Origin of the sequence: Paenibacillus sp. FSL L8-0340 (assembly GCF_038593145.1) — a bacterium.
Lineage (GTDB): Bacteria > Bacillota > Bacilli > Paenibacillales > Paenibacillaceae > Paenibacillus_AQ.
The window spans coordinates 5079646-5097439 of the sequence record NZ_CP151967.1 but is presented as its reverse complement, the minus strand read 5'-3'; the positions used below and the strand labels follow the sequence as shown (position 1 = coordinate 5097439).

Sequence of the window (17794 nt, the reverse complement as noted above, 5' to 3'; positions counted from 1 at the left end):
TACGAAATCCTATGAAGCATCAATACCCCTCAAGGAGGCAATAAACCATGGAAGCAGTTAGCCAAAAGCACATTCAGGAAGCAGCGGTTTATATCAAGGATAAATGTACAGTCGCCCCGGAAATCGGGCTGATTCTCGGCTCAGGTCTGGGCGTTCTGGCAGACCTCATTACGGATGAGGTTGTAATTCCCTACAACGAGATCCCCCATTTTCCTGTATCTACAGTAGAAGGACATGAAGGCGAACTGCTGATCGGAATGATCGAAGGACGACGAGTTGTAATGATGAAGGGCCGTTTCCACATGTATGAAGGCTACGGCCCGGAGACGACGGCTTTTCCGGTGCGCGTAATGAAAGAGCTTGGCGTAACCAGCCTGCTCGTTACTAACGCCGCAGGTGGCGTGAACACGGACTTTACACCCGGCGATCTGATGCTGATTACCGATCATCTGAACCTGACCGGGCGCAATCCGCTGACCGGCCCGAATGACAATGCTCTTGGCGTCCGGTTCCCGGACATGTCGACTGCATACAGCCCCCGCCTGATTGCAGCGGCGAAGGAAGCTGCGGCAGAGCAGGATTTTGAATTCAAGGAAGGCGTATATGCCGGATTGCTCGGCCCTTGCTATGAAACTCCGGCTGAAATTGTCATGCTGCGCCGTCAAGGTGCGGATGCTGTAGGCATGTCCACCGTCTCGGAGACGATTGTGGCCCGCCATGCCGGTATCGAGGTGCTTGGCATTTCCTGCATCACCAACATGGCTGCCGGCATTCTTGACCAGCCGCTGAACCATGCGGAGGTTATGGAGACGGCTGAACGTGTGCGTGAGCGCTTTTTGAAGCTGGTACTGGCCTTTATTCCGAAGATGTAGGCTTTATAGATCAGACTCAATGGCATCGGAATTATGCCAATATTATTCATCCACAACAATTCATACCCGGGAGGTTCAATTCATGACACAAACCAATATTTCTTACGGCAATCAGGTGAAAGAAGCAGCAGAATACGTAAAATCCAAATTCGGAGCGTATTCACCGTCCATCGGGCTGATTCTGGGCTCAGGTCTTGGCGATCTGGGCGACCAAATCGAAGATGCAGTGTATCTGCCTTATGAAGAAATTCCTCATTTTCCGCGTTCTACGGTAGAAGGCCATGCTGGCCGGTTCGTCATCGGGAAGCTGGAAGGCAAGGATGTTATTATCATGCAGGGCCGCTTCCACTTCTACGAAGGCTACGAGATGCGCAAAGTTGTGCTTCCGGTCTATGTAATGGCAAAGCTTGGCGTGGGTACGCTGGTGATCACGAATGCGGGCGGCGGAATGAACCGGGCGTTCAAAGCAGGCGATCTGATGCTGATTACCGACCACCTCAATATGACTGGCGATAACCCGCTGATCGGACCTAATGATCCGGAGCTGGGTGTGCGTTTCCCGGATATGTCCCGTGCTTATGACCCTGAGTACATGGCTTTGGCCAAAAAGCTTGCAGCTGAAGTTAAAGGTGTAGATGGTGAAGCGCTTGTACTGCAGGAAGGCGTATATGCCGGCATCAGCGGTCCGACTTATGAGACACCGGCGGAGCTAAAAATGCTGGCGTACCTCGGCGGCGATGCTGTCGGGATGTCTACTGTGCCTGAAGTGATCGTCGCCAGCCACAGCAAGCTGCGTGTACTCGGCATTACCTGTATCACCGATATGGCGATCGGGGATGAGCTGGAGCCGCTGACGCATGAGCAGGTGGTTAAGGTTGCCAATCTGACTAAACCGAAGTTTATCGGCCTTGTGCGCGCCTTTGTGCGTGAGGTACAGGTGTAATGCGAGCGGTTGATCTTATTCAGAAAAAAAGAGACGGCGGGGAGCTTAGCCGTGAAGAAATAGCTTTTCTGATCCAAGGCTACAGCAAGGGTGAAATTCCCGACTACCAAATCTCGGCTTGGGCAATGGCGGTGTATTTCCGCGGGATGAATGCACGGGAAACCGGCGATCTGACGCTGGAAATGGCCATGTCCGGTGATCAGGTCGATCTCAGTCCAATTGCCGGCATCAAGGTGGACAAGCATTCCACCGGCGGCGTGGGCGATAAAACGACTGTGGTGCTGGCACCCCTTGTTGCCGCTGCCGGAGTTCCGGTGGCCAAAATGTCCGGCCGCGGGCTGGGACATACCGGGGGCACCCTCGACAAGCTTGAGTCGATCAGCGGCTTTTCTATCGAGATGGGCCGGGAACAATTTTTCGCCCAGGTAGGGGAGATCGGCGCTGCTGTAATCGGCCAGTCGGGCAACATTACACCTGCGGACAAGAAGCTCTACGCACTGCGTGATGTGACAGCGACAGTGGAATCCATTCCGCTGATCGCCAGCTCCGTCATGAGCAAAAAAATCGCCGCGGGTGCCGATGCCATCGTACTTGATGTGAAGACCGGCAGCGGCGCGTTCATGAAGACACTTGACGATTCTATTGCCTTGGCGCAAGCCATGGTGGATATCGGGACCCATCTGGGCCGCAACACGGTTGCGGTCATCAGCGACATGGACCAGCCGCTTGGCTACGGCATCGGCAACGCCCTGGAAATCAAGGAAGGCATCGAAACCTTGAAGGGCCACGGGCCGAAGGATCTGCAGGAGGTCTGTCTTATTCTGGGCAGCCAAATGCTGGTGCTTGGCGGCAAGGCGAAGGACGAAGCCGAAGCCCGCTCCATCCTGATGTCTCATATTGAGGATGGCAGTGCTCTGGACAAGTTCAAGCAAATCGTATCTGCGCAGGGCGGAAAGGTGTCGCAGGTCGAAGCGCCGGACACATTGCCGGCAGCACGGAGATTTATCGAAGTGAAAGCAGCAACCGCTGGTTATGTGGCGAGCATCCAAGCCGAAGAGATTGGTGTAGCTGCCATGCTGCTTGGCGCAGGCCGCGAGACCAAGGAATCGGTCATTGATCTCGCCGTCGGCATCCTGCTGTCGCTGAAAGTCGGCGATGCCGTAGCCGCAGGTGATACGCTTGCTGTATTGCATGTGAACGATGCCAGCGAGAACAAAGTGCAGGAAGCGGAAGCCAAAGTGCTGGAAGCTTACCGCATTTCCGCTCAGCCCGTTCCGCCTCAGCCGCTGGTGTTTGCGCTTGTGACCAAAGATGGCGTAACCCGGTACTAGGATTCAGTGCAGGAATGTGATGGGTTCTTGATACTTCTGTGATAAATCAGCATCATGTAAACGAAAAGCCGTACAGAACAGTCAAATGTTCTGTACGGCTTTTTGCAATTTGATGTAATCTAGACCCTCCGGGAGTTTGACGTTAAATATCATCAAACTTGCGCCTGGCCATGAAGAATTACTGCAGCAGCCATTCCTCTACCACCTTCAGGATAGGGTAGGCTCCCCGGCTTTTGTTACACAGGACAACAACGGTTGCTCCGCTTGCAGGATAGAAGGCGGAGTGGAAGGACACCCCGGGATCATACCCCATCAGATGGTATTTCAGTGCTTCGCCGTTTCGCTTGGTGATCCATACTCCGTAACCGTAGTACTCCTCATTGTCATCATGAATATGCGGAGTAAGCAGCAGGGCCGTCAGCTCCGGATTTAGCAGCGTATGATCAAGCAGTCCCTGCCATAGCCGCTGCATATCCGGCGCGGTGACGAAAGCGCCGCCGTCAGCGCCTCCTTTTACGGGAATGGAATAGATGTTGGTGACCCAGTTTCCATCCGCTTCTTCGATATATCCCACGGCGGTATTGGCTGGAAGCGCATCTAGTGCGAAATACCCGGAATGCTTCATTCCGCAAGGCGAAAAAATATGCTGCTCCACGTAATCCGTAAAGGGCATCCCGCTAATCTTCTCAACCAGCAGGCCAAGCATGATGTATCCGGCATTGTTGTAGTGAAATCTTTCTCCCGGTGTGAATTTCATCGGATGCTGCGAGAACATCGGCACGAAATCCTGGAGCTTGCGCAGCAGGTACATGGGCTGGTTCAGCCACAACGCCGCGTAATCATCCATGATTTCTTCATCAAAGTAATCCGCAATACCCGAGCTATGCGTCAGCAGGTGATGAACGGTCATGTCATGGCTGAACCGGGCAAACTCTTTTCCATTCAGCACATCCAGCACCTTGCTGCTGAAAGCAAGCTCCCCCTGTTCCACCAACTGGCAGACAGCAATCGCCGTAAACAGCTTGCAGCCGGAGGCGATGCCAAAGCGGGTGTCCGGAAGATTTAGCCGCTCCTCTGAAATGTTGGCACTGCCGTAAGAAGCGGCCAGGGTGTGGCTCTGTTTGTTGACCAAAACTGCTCCAGAGAATCTTTCGGTCTCAGCTTCAGCGCCGAGCTTATGCTGCAGATATTCAAGCTTCATGGTGGCTCCTCCGATTCAGTTCATTGTTAGTAGCTTAGCTAAGAAATTCGCCTGAAAGATACAAGTTTCCTTTATTTGATCCTTATTTATGAGGCGAGAATTGGAATAACGACTGAAGACTGTACGTGCTGCGTAAGGTTTATCTGCAAAGGACAAGAAAAGCACATCAGTTTTGGCAGGGCGGTACATTGTGGACGTTTTGGAATTTAAGATACTATAAACTCTAACCTTACAATAAAAGTTTTGTACAGACTGGCGGCGGTTGGCTGCTTTTTCATGAAATGCCGTTAGCGTTTCTACAGATTATCAAATCCGCGAGTCAGCACATCCGAGGAGGAATTATAATGGCACTTCATCAAACGATAACGGTATTGAACACACTGGACAGCGCTTATGCTAACGGTGAACAGGTCAGGCAGCTGTTTGCAGCTTATCCGGCAGTGAAGGTAGACGTCCATAAGGTTGAGGGTGAAAAGGGCAGCACGGAATTCGTCAAAATCTCAATCCCGGGCAGCAACGGAAAGCTGGCGGGCGGCACGGCGCCGACCTTCGGAATTGTGGGCAGACTTGGCGGAATCGGCGCCCGTCCCAGCCGGATCGGGATTGTCTCCGATGCGGACGGCGCAGTTGCTGCTATTGCTTCAGCACTTAAATTGGCCCATATGCAGACCCAAGGGGATGTGCTCAAAGGAGATGTGCTGGTAACGACCCATATTTGCCCGGATGCTCCGACGCTGCCGCATGAACCGGTGGATTTCATGGATTCCCCGGTCGATATTCTGCAGATGAATGAACATGAGGTGCTGCCGGAAATGGAAGCGGTTCTGTCCATTGATACCACTAAAGGCAACCGGGTGGTCAACCACAAAGGCATTGCAATTTCGCCAACGGTCAAGGAAGGCTACATCCTGCGGGTGAGCGAGGACCTGCTGCGTATTCTGGAAATGACGACTGGCCAGTTTCCGGTTACTTTTCCGGTGACGACCCAGGATATTACGCCTTACGGGAACGGTCTCTATCATATTAACTCGATTCTTCAGCCTGCCGTTGCAACGAATGCTCCGGTTGTAGGTCTGGCGATAACTGCTCAGTCCATGGTTCCCGGCTGCGGCACCGGGGCGAGCCACGAGGTTGATATTGCTTCCGCAGTACGTTTTGCAATTGAAACCGCCAAAGAAGTGACCGGGGGATCATGCTCGTTCTATAACGAAGCGGAATTTGACCGCATTACAGAATTGTACGGCACGATGAGTGTATTGCAGACACTGGGCAAACCGGCTGTAACCTCCCGTTAAACCCGGGTTTATAGCGATTGTACTGAAGTGAAACTCCATGAATATCTAGGAGGAAGCAAATTGAAAAAAATTGGATTGATCACGATTGGACAGTCCCCCAGATCCGATGTGGCGCCGATTATAGAGAAATATTTGGAGGGCCGTGCGGAGCTGCTGCAGTCGGGGGTACTGGATGGATTCACCCCGGCGCAGGTTCGCGAATACTACAGTCCGCAAGAAGGAGAATATGTTCTGACGACCCGGATGGCGGATGGTACTGCGGCGATTATCTCCCGCGAAAGGATAAAGACGGTGCTGCAGGGAAAAATTGATGCCATGGAGGCTGCTGGAATCCGCCTGATTCTGCTGCTCTGCACCGGTGTGTTTCCTGAGCTGCACACGAATCGTGCCCATTTGCTTGAGCCGGACCGGATTATACCACCGGTAGTGCAGGCAATGATTGGCAAGCGCCGGTTGGGGCTGATCGGCCCGTTGCCTGAGCAGGAAGAGAATATGGTTGAGAAATTTGCGGGGCCGGGGACAACCCTTCCTTTTGCTGCTGTCTCCCCATATACCGGTACTGAAGCGGAATTCCGCGCCGCAGCGAGCCGGCTGAAAGACCAGGCGGATGTGATTGTGCTTGACTGCATGGGTTATGTGGAGCAGCATAGAATATGGGCGGCCTCAGCAGGAGTGCCAGCCGTACTGTCAAATGCCCTCATAGGGAAACTGATGGCGGAAATGGTGTAATCAGGAGGAACGAATATGAGTGAAGAGCGGATAATAATCAGTATGAATGTCCTGAAGGATTGCCTGGGACTCAGCAGCGGTGAACTGCTGGCCGTAGTGGCGGACGATGACAAGCGGGAGCTTGCCGAATCCGTCTACGAGGCCGGCAAAAGACTTGGAGCCGAGTCGGTGCTGCTGATCATGCAGGAACGGAGCAAGTCCGGTGAAGAACCGCCTGCTCCGATTGCGGAGGCGATGGCCAAAGCGGATGTGGCGGTGTGTATTACGAAACACTCCATGACACATACAGCGGCCCGCAAGCAGGCTGCTACAGCGGGAACCCGGGTAGCGACCATGCCGGGTATGACGGACGACATGTTCAGCCATGGAGCCATTACGGCAGACTATGGACAGGTGAAGTCGTTGACGGAACAAGTTGCCCTGCTTCTGTCCGCAGGTCGTGAGGTGCGTGTGGAGAAGGACGGGCTAAGCCTCTCCTTTTCCATAGAAGGGCGGGACGGAGTTCTGAGTACCGGGCTATACCTGAATCCTGGGGAATCCGGGAATTTGCCTTCGGGCGAAGCTTATATAGCACCGCTTGAAGGCACTGCCGCAGGACGGATTAAAGTAGACGGGTCCATAGCCGGTATTGGCGCCTTGGCCAGTCCAATGGTGCTGACGGTGGAGCAGGGCCGGCTTACAGCAGCTGAAGGAGAAGGCGGAGACAAGCTGCTGGGGATGCTGGGAGCAGGCGATGGCCGGCTCCTGGGTGAGTTCGGCATTGGCACGAATAATAAGGCGAGAATTACTGGTGTGGTGCTTGAGGATGAGAAGGTCTACGGGACCATTCATGTAGCCTTTGGCAGCAATAACACCTTTGGCGGCATTGTTGCGGCAGGTGTACATATAGATGCCGTAGTGATGAAGCCGGATGTGTATATTGATAACAAAATCATTATGCGCGCCGGGGAATTGCTCTAGTCTTGCAAGTACCTAAGCGGTCGTTACAAGCAACCTGAATGGGAGGGATACGGATGCTGGGAATCATACGTGTAATAACACTTCAAGAAGAGGGCTCCATACATCTGCACGGTGAGCTGATAGAACGCCGCTATGGTCTGCCGGTCATAAGCCGCTGCATTCAGGATCAGCCTCAAGGCGTCTACGATGCCCTGACGGAAGCGGAATCCGTACCGAAAATCATTGAACTTGCACGGGAGCTTGAAGCAAGCGGATGTACGGTGATCGGCATCAGCTGCGCGGCGGATCCGGCGCTGCTGGAAGCGAGGGCTGCAGTACGGATTCCTGTACTCGGTGCCGGGTCCTGCGCAGCGCATATGGCGCTGGCCTTCAGCAGCCGAGTTGGCGTTCTGACGATCCTGACTGAGGTGCCCCTCTTCATTCGAAGCATCCTCGGGGACGCCTATCTCGGAATGGATCGCCCCGACGGTGTAACAACGACGCTTGATCTGAACACGCCTGCGGGACGTGCCGGAGCCCTAGCCGGAGCGGCAAGGCTCGTTGAGCGCGGAGCAGAAGCGATTGTGCTGGCCTGTACCGGATTTGCAACGATCGGTTTGGCTGCTGAACTGGAAGAGAAGCTTGGAATCCGTGCGCTCGACCCGATTCTCTCACTGGGTGCCGCAGCGGCTTCGGCTGCTTCTCTGCCCGGGCTTGTCAGCCGCTAAGCCTTTGTCTACGGCTGATTTGCTGGGCAGACAGCTATCCACACTCAAGTGAAACGTTCTTCCGGACTATCGGTCCGGCGAGGACGTTTTTTTGTGGATCACTCGAAGGCTTGATGAAACACAGGAGCGGAGTCTCGATCGCGTAATGTGGTGGAACAGATGGTGGAATAAGATGTAAAAGTACATCTGATTTCGCCGCAAACGTGCTGCATGACAGTATGAGAAGTAAAAGTGCATCTGATATTGCCGTAAACGTGCTGCATGACGGTATGAGAAGTAAAAGTACATCTGATTTCGCCGTAAGTGTGCTGCATGGCAGTATGAGAGGTAAAAGTGCATCTGGTTTCGCCGCAAACGTGCTGCATGACAGTATGAGAAGTAAAAGTACATTTGATATTGCCGTAAACGTGCTGCATGACAGTATGAGAGGTAAAAGTACATCTGATTTCGCCGTAAGTGTGCTGCATGGCAGTATGAGAGGTAAAAGTGCATCTGATTTCGCTGTAAACGTGCTGCATGGCGGAATGAGAGGTAAAAGTGCATCTGGTTTCCACATTACATGCGGACCACGGTCGCGTAATTCCTTGGAGAAACGGCAAATTGCCGGCAATTTCATACAATTGCAATAGCCACTGTGATGTCCGCAGATTGCCGAAATTGGGGGGATCGAACTAACAGCGCTGGTGTCCGGGTAAATCACCGCTACAATGTAGTTTGCGGGATGTCTCTACTTCAGCGATTTTCTCCAGAAAGTTTTACTGCAGGATGTAGTTGTTATCTGCAATTTGAAATATTTGCCCTGTGGTTCGCAGGCGAATTCTGATAAACTATCGGGAACGCCAGACTATGGCATATCTCAGGAAAACTTGAAATACTGTAGACAGCGGAGGGAGGAAGGAATATTGAGCACACGAGGAATTACGTTGAGAGAGCTGCTGCAGCTGCCGATACTCGGCACAGCCACCGTAGTCAGCGGTGGACAGGGGCTGGACCGGATTGTCCGCTTTGTAGATATTATGGAGGTTCCCGACCTGAAGGGTTGGATTAGTGAAGGCGTCATGCTGCTCACTACGGCCTATTCGATCCGTCATGACCCTTCACTGCTGACTGAGCTGGTATACACACTGGACAAGCTGGGGGCAGCTGCGCTGGCGATAAAACCAGCCCGGTTCCTGAAGGAAATTCCTCAAGCGGCGATTGAAGCGAGCAATGCCTGCGGGCTGCCGATCGTCGAGATTCCGCCTGAAATCCCTTATACGAACATTACCCAGCCGGTGATGGAGCTGCTGCTGGGCCGTCAGGCTATGCTGCTGCGCCGGGCAGAAGAGGTCTACCGCACACTCACAACGATGGTGCTGGAGAACAGCGGAATTCAGGCGGTGAGCGATAATGTGGCCGACTTTCTAAAAGCGCCTGTCGCACTGGTGGATACGCAGCGCAGTATTATAGTTTCCTCACCCTCCAATTTTGACTGGTCACAGAAGACTTCGCCGCTGAACTGGAACATTAATGTGGACAAGCGGACGGTGGCCAGGCTGCTGGTAGACAAGGAGAAGCTGGATGATATGGAGGAAGTGGGGATCGAGCAGGCCAGGCTGGTGTTTGCCCTTGAGCTGATGCGGAGAAAGGTAGCCGAGGATACCGAGTTTCGCTTGCGCGGCAATTTCATCGACGAGCTGCTGACGCCTCCGCTGCCTTCAAGGCATGAAGTGGAGCGGCGGGCACGTCAGCTTGGTATGAATCCTGAACATAAATGGGAGGTTGCCGTCATTGAAGGTGAGACCGCTCCTAGTGAGGAGACCGTGAACCGGCTGCTGGACCGTGAAGCGCGCAAGCGCGGAGTGACTCCCCATGTGGAATACCGCTCAAGCCGGGCTGTGTTGTTCTTGCCGACACCGGAAGGCCGTAAATTTACGGGAGCTGCAGGCGGGGAGGAACCATGGGCGGCAACGCTGGAAAGCTGGCTGCATGACAAAAGCGAAGGTCTTAGCGCCTACCGGACCGGTATCGGTACCCCGGAGGATTTGTGGAATATCCACACCAGCTATAATGAAGCGCGCAAAGCGCTGTCGGTCTCCAAACGTCTGGGCCAGGGGGCTGGTGCAGTCACCCAATACGAGGAGATGGAGGTCTACCATCTGCTGGAGGGGTTAAGCGGGCAGGGCTTCGAGGTGTTGTTCGAGCGCAAGCTGGGCAAGCTGCTGCGATATGACCAGGAGCATGACAGCAACATGCTGTTGACATTTTATCATTATCTGGAGCACCGGGGGAGTCTGATTGACACGGCCAGCAGTCTCTACATACACCGCAATTCAGTGAAGTACCGGCTGGAGCGGATCCGTGATATTACAGGGTTCGATCTAAATGATCCGCGTGAGCAATTTGTCTGCCATTTGTGCCTGATTTACTATTACCTGCAGGAAAAATAGGGCGTGCTGGAATTTTTACGGAAGTTAATGTTAGGTAAAGTGACATTTAGAGGCGGTAATAGTGCACAACCGACAAACGGTTGTGCTTTTTTTTAGCTAAACGGGACGTAGAGTGGACATGAAATTGTATGTAGAATTAGCTCAACTACTAAAGAGAATAAAGAAACAGCACAGTACCTGACATGGAACCGCAGGTTCTGCCAAAGAAAGGGCTCACCGCCTGGATTGCAACAGAAGCCGTAAGGGGGTTGATTCATTGTTTGCTTACACATTAAAAAGACTTACGCAGATGATTCCGGCCTTGCTTGGTATCATCGTCATCACATTCATTCTGTCCAGGGTACTGCCGGGTGATCCCGCAATTATGCTGGCCGGTGAACAGGCCCCGGAGGAAATTGTGAACAAGATCCGCCAGGACATGGGGCTGGACAAGCCGCTTTACGTTCAGTTCTTTAGCTACATCGGGCAGCTGTTTCAAGGGAATATCGGCTATGCCTATCATACGGGGCATTCGGTAGCCAGTGATTTGTCCTCACGGTTTCCGGCCACCGTTGAGCTGACCTTGACCAGCATACTGATCGCGATTCTGGTGGCGATTCCCGTAGGAATTGTTGCTGCGACCCGCAAGGAATCCATCCTCGACCATATTTCGCGTGTATTCTCGCTGATAGGCGCTTGCGTGCCGATCTTCTGGCTCGGTCTGATGTTCATTTATATTTTTTATTCGATCCTTGGCTGGGCTCCGGCACCGATGGGGCGAATCAGCGGTGATCTGAATCCGCCGGTCCACATTACGGGTTTGTACGTGCTGGACAGTCTTCTCTCGGGTGATACCGCCGCTTTGAAAAGCAGCCTGGCCCACCTGCTGCTTCCGGCAATCTGCCTGAGCACAGGCACAATGGCCATTGTAGCCCGCATGACCCGTTCGAGCATGCTGGAGGTAGTCGATCAGGACTTCGTGCGCACCGCCCGGGCCAAAGGTCTGCGGGAGTCAGCCGTAATTTATAAGCATGCACTTGTGAATGCCCTCATTCCTACACTTACTGTGCTAGGACTGCAGTTTGGCTATCTGATGGGCGGTGCGGTCATCACTGAGACGATCTTCTCCTGGCCGGGCATCGGCGGGTATGTCACAGATTCCATACTGGCCGCGGATTATGCGCCGATTCAGGCGTTTACCCTAGTGAGTGCGATTCTCTATTGCGGCATTAACCTGGCAGTAGATCTGATATACGGTCTGATTGATCCGCGTATCCGCTATGAATAAACAGCTTTTTGGAGAGGAGGAGATTTCTGTTGAGCACTGCAGCACATTCAGCACAGGGCAACCCTGCCAAACCCGCAGCTGCGCCGAAACCCAAAACATTACTGACGCTGCTTCTGCATAACCGTCTGGCTGCCATCGGCCTCATCTTTATTCTGATCTGGACGGTGATTGCCATCATTGCACCCTGGATTGCTCCGCATGATCCTTACATTACAGATATGGCGAATAAACTGCAGGCCCCTTCAGGAAGCCACTGGTTCGGAACGGACAACTTCGGCCGGGATATTCTCAGCCGGGTGCTGTACGGAGCAAGGATCAGTATCTGGACCGGTCTGATCGCCGTGGCGATTTCTTTTCTTATCGGCGTACCGCTGGGCGGAATTGCTGCTTACTACGGCGGAAAGACCGGAACGGTCATAATGCGCTTGATGGATGTCCTGTTATCCTTCCCTTCACTGGTGTTGTCCATGGCAATTGCCGCTTCCATCGGGGCAGGCTTAACCAGTGCAATGATCGCTGTAGGAATCGTTGGTATTCCGGAGTTCGCGCGGCTGATGTTCGGCCAGACCGTCTCCCTCCGCGAGAAGGAGTATGTTGAAGCCAGCCGGGCAATCGGTGTGAAAAATTCAGTGATCCTATACCGCCACATTTTGCCCAATGCACTGGCCCCGCTGATGGTACAGGCTACCCTCGGAATGGGCTTCGCCATCCTGACGGCATCAAGTCTCAGCTTTCTCGGCCTTGGAGTCAAACCTCCGATTGCCGAGTGGGGGGCGATGATCTCAGAGGGCAGGGAATACATCATTTCCGGTCAATGGTGGTTGGTCACTTTTCCTGGATTGTCCATCGCCACTTCGATTCTGGGCTTTAATCTGCTCGGCGACGGATTACGGGATGTTCTTGATCCACGGTTGCGGTCGGGCAAATAGAGCGGAGTGCAGGCAGGGAAGTCCCGCTGCACATCCGCAGGTTGCCCGATAAATATAGATTAGTGTCTGCCGGAAGGGCTGCTGCAGACAGGTGAGACCCTCGGAAGCAGATCCAGCCCCTCAAGGAGCATGATCACAAGCAGCAATATGTTGTTAGCAGGCAGGATATAGAAAAGGGAGGAATTACTGATGAAAAGAGTCAAGCTGCTGTCCACATTCATCGCTTTTTCAATTATGCTGGCTGGTTGTGCAACCAGCGCCAATCCGCAAACACCGGCTGCCTCACCAGCGGCATCGGGAACCACAGGAGAGACGGCTGCTGCCAAACCATTCCTGACCGTAGCTTATTCCGAGGGCGGCACCACACTGGACCCGGCGGAAGCGAATGACCTGACCTCCGATACACTGGTACTTGCCGCATACGATCAGTTGGTTACCTACGGAATTAAGAGCGAAAATGGCGCAAATATCGCCAACACTGAAGATATTCAGCCCATGCTTGCCGAGAGCTGGGAAGCCTCGAGCGACAATACTGTCTATACCTTCAAGCTGACGCCCGGAGTGAAATTCCAGAGCGGCAATCCCGTGGATGCAGCATCGGTTGTGTATTCCTTTGACCGTGTTGCCAAGTCCAGTTCCGGCAGTTTTCTCTATGGGATGGCTGCGATTAAAACCGTAACCGCCGTAGATGATGCTACAGTTGAAATCACCCTGACTAATGCCAATCATAATTTCCTGCAAATACTGGCCATGTACACCTTCTCGATCGTCGATCAGAAGACGGTGGAAGCACAAGGTGCCGATTATCTCAAGACCCATGCCGCCGGCTCCGGCCCGTTCAAGCTGGAGAAATGGGACCCGGCTACGGAAGCAGTGTTCACACCTAACGAAGACTACTGGCAGGGTGCTGCGAAACTTGGCAAGGTGACCCTGAAGTTCACCAAGGAAGCCTCCAACCGGGTGCTGCTGCTGGATAAAGGTGATGTAGACATGGCAATTGAGATTCCGCCTAAGGATGTATCCTCCCTGAAGAGCAACACCGCCCTGACCGTTGCCTCCAACGCGAGCAACCGGATTCTCTACTTTGCGATGAACAGTAAAGTGAAGCCTTTTGACAACGAGAAGGTCCGCCAGGCGATTAATTATGCCATTCCTTATGATGAACTGCTGAGCGGCGTCATGTACGGCCAGGCGAATCAGATGAAGAGCGCCGTGGCCAGCAACACTCCGGGCTTCACCGATGCAGGCTACGTCTACGAGCATAACCTGGATAAAGCGAAGGAATTGCTGAAGGAAGCCGGTTATGAGAACGGGTTTAAATTTGACTTCACCCTGGGCTCCGGTTTTGACGACTGGGAAGATGATGCCGTACTGATTCAGGCTGAGCTTGCCAAAATCGGTGTCACTATGAACATCAACAAGCTGGCACGCGCCCAGTTCCTGGAACAGCAGAAAACAAAGAACCTGACCGCTTATATTTCTAAATGGACTTCTTTTGTCAATGATCCCGGCTATCATCTTGGTTTCCTGATGTATGGCAAAGGTTCCTCCAACTACAACAACTATCAGAATGCCGAAGTAGACAAGCTGTGGGAACAAGCCAATACGGAGACGGATCAAGCCAAACGCAATGAGCTGTACCAGCAGGCACAGGAAATTATTACAACAGAAGCGCCATGGGCGTACCTTTACGAATACAACCGCATCGTTGGCATGAGCAACAAGATCAGCGGCTATGCGTTCTACCCGGATGAGGTCATCCGATTCTATCCATTGTCGGTGAAGGAATAAAATTCGACTTACAAAGAGCGGACGGGCCATGAGGCTGCGGTCCCTCTTTTTTCACAAATTCATGGGAGCTATAGGGAGGCCACTACCAATGACAGACTGGACAAGCGAAGTGCTGAATGCAATCGACGAAGGGCAGGATCAGCTGCTGGAGCTGTGCTCACAGTTGATCCGTTATCCTTCGGAGAATCCCCCGGGCGATTCGCGTGAGATCAGCGCCTTTATTATCGATTATCTGAAGCAGGCGGGAGTGAACACGACCATTTACCCGGCCACTGAAAAGATGCTGAATCTCGTATCCACATTGACAACAGCAGCTGAACAGCCTTCCGATAAAAAGTTGATTTTCTGCGGACATACCGATGTGGTTCCGGCTGGTGATCTGTCCCGCTGGGATTTTGATCCCTTCTGCGGGGATATTGTCGACGGATACATGCTTGGCAGAGGCGCATCCGATATGAAGGCGGGTCTTGCCGGACTGATCTATGCCGTGGCCCTGCTGTCGAAGCTGGGCGTGCCGCTCAAAGGCGATCTGTCCCTGCTTATCGTGCCGGATGAAGAAACGGGCGGCCACCTGGGCGTGCCCTGGGTGCTGGAGCGCGGGCTGATTTCCGGGACAGCAGCAGTTATTGCTGAGCCCTCCGGCCCGCTGAATCCGACGATCGGCCAGAAGGGCAGCTGCTGGTTTGAATTCACAGTGGAAGGCACGCCGGGACATGGCAGTCTCTCCCCAGTGGTTGGTGAAAGTGCAGTCGTCAAAGCGGCCAAAGGTATTGAGGCCTTGCAGCGCCTATGGGATATCAAGCCGGATATTCCGGAGGAGGTCAAAGAAATTATTCGTATCTCCCAGGATTATGTGAAGAAGCGCGAAGAGTACGGTACGGTCGCCTACCAGGTGTTCGACCATGTTACCGTGAATATCGGAACCATTCAGGGCGGTACGAAGGTCAACGTAGTTGCCGACCGCTGCACCATTCAGGTGGATTCGCGGGTGCCTTTCGGCGTTGATTACCGCGATGTGCTTGACCGTGCCCGTTCCCTGCTGCTTGAGGCAGGCATTGAGTCCGAGGTCAAGGGCTTCGGCTTTCAGGGAAATGCGAACTGGACCTCCCCGGAGGAGCCGGTCGTCAGCGATCTCGTTGAGAGCATTTGCGAAGTGAGCGGAGAAGAGGCTTACGGTGTGCTTCAATGGGCATCCAGCGATGCGCGCCATTTCCGGACACATAACATTCCGGTGCTGCAATACGGACCTGCCGAGCTGTCCACCATTCATAATTTCAATGAAAAAGCACCAGTCTGGCAGATCATTCAATGCGCCAAGGTTTATGCCTTGACTGCGCTTAAATACCTGGGTGTGGAGGAAGACACGCAAAGATAAACGTAACGGAGGGGAAAAGATGACAGAACTGCTGGAAGTATCGGGATTATGCACCGAATTCGTAAGCGCTGCGGGCACTGTCCGCGCGGTGGACGGCATCAGTCTGTCAGTGCGCAAAGGTGAGACGCTGGGCATTGTCGGTGAATCCGGCTGCGGCAAAAGCATAACCTCGCTGTCGATCATGCAGCTCCTGCCCAAGCGGATCAGCCGGATCGCCGCCGGGCAAATCCGTTTTGAAGGCAAGAATATGCTGGAAATGCCGGCGAAGGAAGTGCGCAATATCCGGGGCAACCGGATTGCGATGATTTTTCAGGAGCCGATGACCTCGCTCAATCCGGTATTCAAGATCGGGCGGCAGATTTCCGAATCTGCCCGCTTTCACCTCAAGCTGGGGAAGAAGGAAGCGAATGAGCGTGCGGTTGAGATGCTGCGAAAGGTCGGCATTCCCCGTCCAGAGAAGATTGCCGAGCAGTATGCCCATCAGCTCTCCGGCGGTATGCGCCAGCGCGTGATGATCGCCATGGCGATGGTCTGTAACCCTCAGCTGCTGATTGCAGACGAGCCGACAACGGCACTGGACGTCACGATCCAGGCTCAGATTCTCGACCTTATGCGCGATTTACAGAAAAACGAGGGCATGTCCATTCTGATGATAACCCATGATCTTGGGGTGGTTGCAGAGATGTGCGACAGAGTGGTCATTATGTATGCAGGACAGATTGTGGAAGAAACAGATGTGGCGACGCTCTATAATAATCCGCTGCATCCGTATACCCAAGGGCTGCTGGCATCGCTGCCTCAGCTCGCGGGAGACAATGACCGTCTGAGCTCAATTCCGGGTCAGGTGCCGAACCCGGCCAGCCTGCCGTCAGGCTGCCGGTTCGCTCCCCGTTGCCCGATGGTGGTTCAGCGCTGCTATGAAGAACGCCCGGAGCTGCTTGAGATTCAGCCGGGACACACTTGCCGATGTCTGCTGCAGCAGGAGGAAATATCATGAGTACAATTCTGGAAGTCCGCAATCTTAAGAAACATTATCCGATCCGCAAAGGGTTCTTCTCCAAGCAAGTAGGTGCCGTGAAAGCCGTTGACGGCATTACGTTATCGGTAGAACAAGGAGAGACCCTAGCCGTAGTGGGAGAGTCCGGCTGCGGCAAGTCTACTACAGGGCGGGCCATCCTGCGCCTGATCGAACCAAGTGAGGGCGAGATCCTCTTCAACGGCACGGATGTGCGCAGCCTGGGTACCGAGCAGCTGCGCCGCTTCCGCACCGATATGCAGATGGTGTTCCAGGACCCGTATGCTTCGCTGGATCCGCGCTGGACCGTGCAGCGTATCCTGGAGGAGCCCATGCGCACACATGAACAGGCGGCAGGAAATGAACTGAAGAGCCGGGTCGAACACTTGATGGAGGTTGTCGGACTCTCCCCTTATCAGGCGCACCGTTTTCCGCATGAATTCTCCGGAGGCCAGCGGCAGCGGATCGGAATCGCCCGGGCGCTGGCACTGAACCCCAAGTTCATCGTCTGCGACGAGCCGGTATCTGCATTGGATGTATCGATCCAGGCCCAGGTGCTGAATCTGATGCAGGATCTGCAGGAGCAATATGGACTGACCTATATGTTCATCTCCCATGACCTGTCGGTCGTGAAATTTATCAGCGACCGTGTGGCCGTCATGTACCTGGGGCGGATCGTTGAGCTTGCGCCTACAAAGGTGTTATTCGCGAAGCCGCTCCATCCGTATACACAAGCGCTGATGTCCGCAGTACCGGTGCCAAATCCGGCCCTGAAGCAGCAGCGCATTGTCCTGAGCGGAGATGTTCCGAACCCGGAAACTCCGCCAAGCGGCTGTGCCTTCCATCCCCGCTGTCCCCATGCAATGGACAGATGCCGGACTGAAGAACCGGTGCTGCGCGAGCTGGAATCAGGGCATCAGGTTTCCTGCCACTTGTATTAACTGCATAGA

General features: G+C 53.7%; 16 protein-coding genes. 15 read left to right on the top strand and 1 reads right to left on the bottom strand.

What is annotated here, in order from left to right; translation table 11 throughout:
• The first annotated feature begins 47 nt into the window (after positions 1–47).
• The 3 genes from NST07_RS23250 to NST07_RS23240 all read left to right on the top strand — a co-directional run bounded on the left by NST07_RS23250 (position 48) and on the right by NST07_RS23240 (position 3146).
• Positions 48–872 (top strand): purine-nucleoside phosphorylase, encoded by an 825-nt coding sequence (locus tag NST07_RS23250; protein WP_076108927.1) that lies wholly within the window; start codon positions 48–50, stop codon positions 870–872.
• A gap of 82 nt (positions 873–954) precedes the next feature.
• Entirely contained in the window at positions 955–1815 is an 861-nt protein-coding gene (locus tag NST07_RS23245; RefSeq protein WP_341094704.1) for a purine-nucleoside phosphorylase, read from the top strand.
• On the top strand, positions 1815–3146 hold the full coding sequence (locus NST07_RS23240) for a pyrimidine-nucleoside phosphorylase (RefSeq protein ID WP_341094703.1): 1332 nt from the start codon (positions 1815–1817) through the stop codon (positions 3144–3146). Before NST07_RS23245 ends, NST07_RS23240 begins: the two co-directional genes overlap by 1 nt.
• A gap of 178 nt (positions 3147–3324) precedes the next feature.
• Here NST07_RS23240 and NST07_RS23235 read toward each other — a convergent pair whose 3' ends face one another.
• Positions 3325–4347: a serine hydrolase gene (locus tag NST07_RS23235; protein ID WP_341094701.1), complete on the bottom strand. Its 1023-nt coding sequence runs from the start codon at positions 4345–4347 to the stop codon at positions 3325–3327.
• Positions 4348–4691: 344 nt separating this feature from the next.
• Between NST07_RS23235 and NST07_RS23230 the strand changes: the two genes are divergently transcribed.
• The 12 genes from NST07_RS23230 (at position 4692) to NST07_RS23175 (ending at position 17785) form a co-directional block, all read left to right on the top strand.
• Positions 4692–5642: a DUF1177 domain-containing protein gene (locus NST07_RS23230; RefSeq protein WP_340897330.1), complete on the top strand. Its 951-nt coding sequence runs from the start codon at positions 4692–4694 to the stop codon at positions 5640–5642.
• Between the two features lie 60 nt (positions 5643–5702).
• A complete protein-coding gene (locus NST07_RS23225) occupies positions 5703–6371 on the top strand; it encodes an AroM family protein (protein WP_341094699.1) in 669 nt (222 codons plus the stop codon).
• 15 nt (positions 6372–6386) lie between these two features.
• Entirely contained in the window at positions 6387–7331 is a 945-nt protein-coding gene (locus NST07_RS23220; RefSeq protein WP_341094696.1) for an aminopeptidase, read from the top strand.
• Positions 7332–7384: 53 nt separating this feature from the next.
• Positions 7385–8038: an aspartate/glutamate racemase family protein gene (locus NST07_RS23215; protein WP_341379183.1), complete on the top strand. Its 654-nt coding sequence runs from the start codon at positions 7385–7387 to the stop codon at positions 8036–8038.
• Between the two features lie 218 nt (positions 8039–8256).
• Positions 8257–8667 (top strand): hypothetical protein, encoded by a 411-nt coding sequence (locus NST07_RS23210; RefSeq protein ID WP_342480233.1) that lies wholly within the window; start codon positions 8257–8259, stop codon positions 8665–8667.
• Positions 8668–8940: 273 nt separating this feature from the next.
• The gene (locus NST07_RS23205; protein ID WP_341379182.1) at positions 8941–10467 is read left to right on the top strand and encodes a PucR family transcriptional regulator ligand-binding domain-containing protein; all 1527 of its coding nucleotides are present in this window, start codon (positions 8941–8943) and stop codon (positions 10465–10467) included.
• A gap of 256 nt (positions 10468–10723) precedes the next feature.
• Complete coding sequence (locus NST07_RS23200) at positions 10724–11734, top strand: ABC transporter permease (protein WP_341094689.1); 1011 nt, start codon at positions 10724–10726, stop codon at positions 11732–11734.
• Positions 11735–11763: 29 nt separating this feature from the next.
• Entirely contained in the window at positions 11764–12663 is a 900-nt protein-coding gene (locus NST07_RS23195; protein WP_076108936.1) for an ABC transporter permease, read from the top strand.
• Between the two features lie 189 nt (positions 12664–12852).
• Entirely contained in the window at positions 12853–14454 is a 1602-nt protein-coding gene (locus NST07_RS23190) for an ABC transporter substrate-binding protein (RefSeq protein ID WP_341094686.1), read from the top strand.
• Between the two features lie 88 nt (positions 14455–14542).
• A complete protein-coding gene (locus tag NST07_RS23185) occupies positions 14543–15829 on the top strand; it encodes an ArgE/DapE family deacylase (RefSeq protein ID WP_342480232.1) in 1287 nt (428 codons plus the stop codon).
• A gap of 19 nt (positions 15830–15848) precedes the next feature.
• Entirely contained in the window at positions 15849–16826 is a 978-nt protein-coding gene (locus NST07_RS23180; RefSeq protein WP_341094681.1) for an ABC transporter ATP-binding protein, read from the top strand.
• Positions 16823–17785 (top strand): dipeptide ABC transporter ATP-binding protein, encoded by a 963-nt coding sequence (locus tag NST07_RS23175; protein WP_341094679.1) that lies wholly within the window; start codon positions 16823–16825, stop codon positions 17783–17785. Before NST07_RS23180 ends, NST07_RS23175 begins: the two co-directional genes overlap by 4 nt.
• The last annotated feature ends 9 nt before the right edge of the window (positions 17786–17794 follow it).